We start from the raw sequence: 3977 nt of genomic DNA on the forward strand, positions 1-3977 counted from the left end.
GTGCCGACCCCCTCTGTCGCCTTTGGCGACATCTCCCCCTCGAGGGGGGAGATTAGCAGCGCTACCCAAATTTCCCCGTCCTCGGGAATCCCTTCGGCACCATCCGTCCGGCCGACGCACGGGCACCGATCCACTCGGCCAGTTCCTCGCGTGACCTTGTGAAGGTGCGGTCGGCCGAATCCTGCCAGGAGAGGCCGGTCTCCAGCGTGAACGGTTTGAGATCGAGAAGGCCGCCATCCTTGTATTTCTGCAGCCGCACGCCCTTGCCGCGGCCCATCTCCGGAATCTCGGCGAGCGCGAACACCAGCATCTTGCGATTCTCGCCGACGATGGCGAGATGGTCGCCGGTGACCGGGATGCAGCGCTTGGCTTCGTCCGGCGCCTTGACGTTCATCACCTGCTTGCCCTTGCGGGTGTTGGCGACGACCTCCTCCTCCGGCACGATAAAACCGTTGGCGTCGTGCGAGGCCAGCAGCAGCTTGCGCTTCGGGTCGTGGACGAAGGCGGTGACGATGTCCTGGTCATTGTCCATATCGACGATGATGCGGATCGGCTCGCCATGGCCGCGCCCGCCAGGCAGCCGGTCGGCGCCGATGGTGTAGAATTTGCCGCCGGTGGTGAAGACCAGCACCTTGTCGGTGGTCTGGGCATGGAAGGCGAGCTTGAGGCTGTCGCCCTCCTTGAAGGTCAGCGTCGAGAGATCGGCCAGATGCCCCTTCATCGCCCGCAGCCAGCCCTTTTCCGAGACAACGACGGTGACCGGCTCGCGCTCGATCATGGCATGTGCGATGTCGGTCAGATCATGCTCGGGCGCGTCGGCGAACTGGGTGCGGCGCTTGCCGAGTTCGGTCTCCGGGCCGAACTTGTCGCGGATGTTGGTGACTTCCCATTTGATCGTCGCCCACTGCTTCTCGTTCGAAGCAAGCAGTGCCTCGATCTGCTTTTTCTCGGCGCTCAGGCCGTCGAATTCCTTGCGGATCTCGAATTCTTCAAGCTTGCGCAGAGCGCGCAACCGCATATTGAGGATGGCTTCGGCCTGGGTGTCGGTGAGCGACCAGCGGGCCATCATCACCTGCTTTGGCTCATCCTCCTCGCGGATGATCCTGATCACCTCGTCGATGTTGAGGTAGGCGATCAGGTAGCCGGCAAGTATCTCCAGCCGTCTTTCGATCTCGCCAAGCCGATGTTTCGAGCGGCGGATCAAAACCTCGCGGCGATGCTCGAGCCACTCCTGCAGTACGCCCTTCAGCGACAGCACGTTGGGCACCTTGCCGCGCGACAGGACGTTCATGTTGAGCGGGAAGCGGCTTTCGAGCTCGGTCAGCTTGAACAACGATTCCATCAAGATGCCGGGATCGACCGAACGGCTCTTCGGCACCAGCACGACGCGGACGTCCTCGGCGCTTTCGTCCCTGATGTCCTCGAGCAGCGGCAGCTTGCGTGCCATCAGCAGTTCGGCGATCTTCTCGATCAGCCGCGCCTTCTGCACGCCGTAGGGTATTTCGGTGACGACGATGCTCCAGGTGCCCCTGCCCTGGTCCTCCTGGAACCACTTCGAGCGCACGCGAAAGCCACCGCGGCCGGTTTGATAGGCTTCGAGGATCGAGGCGCGGCTGTCGACGATGATGCCGCCGGTCGGGAAATCCGGCCCCTGGACAAACTCCATCAGCTTCGCCACCGGCGCGTCCCGGTTTTCGATCAGGTGAAGTGCGGCATCGCAAAGCTCGGCGGCGTTGTGGGGCGGGATCGATGTCGCCATGCCCACCGCGATGCCGGACGAGCCGTTGGCCAGCAGATTCGGAAAGGCGCCGGGCAAAACCACCGGCTCCTCGTCTTCTTCATTGTAGGTCGGCCGATAATCGACGGCATCCTCGGTGATGCCGGACAAGAGTTCGGTCGCCACATCGGTCATGCGCGCTTCGGTGTAGCGCATGGCGGCGGCGTTATCACCGTCGATGTTGCCGAAATTGCCCTGCCCGTCGACCAGCGGATAGCGCATCGAGAAATCCTGCGCCAACCGCACCAGCGCGTCATAGATCGACTGGTCCCCATGCGGGTGGAACTTGCCCATCACCTCGCCGACGATGCGGGCGCATTTGGCAAAGCCCTGGTCGGGGTTAAGCCGCAGCAGACGCATGGCGTGCATGATGCGGCGATGGACCGGCTTCAGTCCGTCGCGCACATCGGGCAGTGCCCGGTGCATGATGGTCGACAGCGCATAGGCCAGATAGCGCTCTTCCAGCGCCTTCTTCAGATCGACCGGTTCGATATGATCGCCACCGCCATTTTCAGGCGGCAAAAGCCTTTTTCCCATGGGCTCGGACTAGCCGAGCGGGTGATTCGCGGCAAGAGCCCGACAGAGATACCGGCCCTTCTGCAACATGAAACCGCACCCCGGGGGATGTTGGCCAACATCAGCCTGTTACATGCGGGTTCTATGGCCAAGCGCGACGGTATCCGGCTATCGGCTCTTCATGACAAATTCACCGGTTTGCGCAAAGACGGTGGGATCGGGTTTGCCTTTCACCGCGATTTTTGACCAATGTGCCGGGACACGCCTTTTTCCGGTCCAGTTCGTCACGGAATGGTGATGGCGCAAATAATTGAAAAAACAATTTCAGGACACTCTCAGGGACCTTGCGATGACAATCAAACGCTCAACTCTCAGGAAATTAGCCCTTTCGACCTTCTTGCTCACGCTGCCGCTGAATGCGGCCCTCGCACAGGATACGGCAGTGGCCGACCGGCTGAAGGCCGCGCTTGTCGCACAAGGTGTCGACATCACCTGGACTGGCGTGACCGGCGACAACACCAGCATGGTGCTGCAGGGCGTTGCCATCAAACCGGCGGCGGAGAAGGAAGCGCTTCCCATCGGCGACGTCAAACTCGAAGGTGTGACCGAGGCAAATGGCGGCTATGACATCGCCACCGTATCGACGGCTGCCTTCACACACAGCAAGGACGGCGTCACCCTCGACCTCAGCCCCTTCGTCATTCATGACATGACAGTTCCGGCCGACGGCGCCACCGGCCCGCTCGGCTCGCTGATGATGTACAAGTCAGCCGAACTCTCGAACATGACCGTCAAGGTCGCCGACAAGACCGCCTTCTCGATGGACGGCCTTGCCATCGAAATCACGCCGCCGGCGGACGGCAAGGCGATGGAATTCACGGCCACCACGGAGAAATTCAACGCCGACCTGACGCTGGTGGACGATCCGAAGTCCAAGGAAGTCATCAACGCGCTCGGCTACCAGAACATCGCGGGCAATCTCGAAATGGCCGGCACCTGGCAGCCCACGGACGGCAAGATGGAACTGTCGAAATACGACATCTCGGTCGAGAATGCCGGCACGCTCGGCATGACCTTCAATCTCGGCGGCTACACGCTGGACTTTATCAAGTCGCTGCAGGAAATGCAGAAGAAGATGGCGGCACAGCCTGAAGGCGCCGACAATTCGGCGCAAGGCATGGCCATGCTCGGCCTGTTGCAGCAGCTTTCGTTCAACAGCGCCTCGATCCGCTTCGACGACGATTCGCTGACCAACAAGGTTCTGGACTATGTCGGCAAGCAGCAAGGCATGTCCGGCAAGGACATCGCCAACCAGGCCAAGGCGATCGTGCCGTTTGGCATGGCGCAGCTCAACAATCCGGAACTGACGGCGCAGGTTACGGCCGCGGTCAGCAAATTCCTCGATGATCCGAAGAGCCTCGAAATCTCGGCCGAGCCGCCGGCATCCGTGCCGTTCGCACTGATCATGGCGGGCGCCATGTCCAACCCGCTCGACCTACCGAAGACGCTCGGCGTCACCGTCAAGGCCAACGAAGACTGATCGAAGTAGTGTCCAGCCGATAGATGGGTAACAGTTTGAACCGGATAGATAGGTAACAGTTTTCCCCCTTATGATGGGTTCGCGGCAGCGGGTTGGCGCGGCGCTGCGGCGAACCAGTTTCCTGTGCTTGTGGTCGATGAAGCC

The 3977-nt window shown here is 61.3% G+C and carries 3 protein-coding genes; 2 read left to right on the plus strand and 1 reads right to left on the minus strand.

The annotated features are described in order from the left end of the window. Nucleotides 1-61 precede the first annotated feature (61 nt). The gene (gene parC / locus EOB59_RS33960; RefSeq protein ID WP_127408842.1) at nt 62-2314 is read right to left on the minus strand and encodes a DNA topoisomerase IV subunit A; all 2253 of its coding nucleotides are present in this window, start codon (nt 2312-2314) and stop codon (nt 62-64) included. Here parC and EOB59_RS35480 point away from each other — a divergent pair. After that, entirely contained in the window at nt 2270-2539 is a 270-nt protein-coding gene (locus EOB59_RS35480) for a hypothetical protein (protein ID WP_145967439.1), read from the plus strand. The genes parC and EOB59_RS35480 overlap by 45 nt on opposite strands. A gap of 103 nt (nt 2540-2642) precedes the next feature. After that, nucleotides 2643-3833 carry a hypothetical protein gene (locus EOB59_RS33965; protein ID WP_127267503.1) on the plus strand — a complete coding sequence of 397 codons (1191 nt, stop codon included), beginning with the start codon at nt 2643-2645 and terminating at the stop codon, nt 3831-3833. Nucleotides 3834-3977: the final 144 nt, after the last annotated feature.

The organism is Mesorhizobium sp. M7A.F.Ca.MR.176.00.0.0 (assembly GCF_004023165.1).
Classification (GTDB): domain Bacteria; phylum Pseudomonadota; class Alphaproteobacteria; order Rhizobiales; family Rhizobiaceae; genus Mesorhizobium.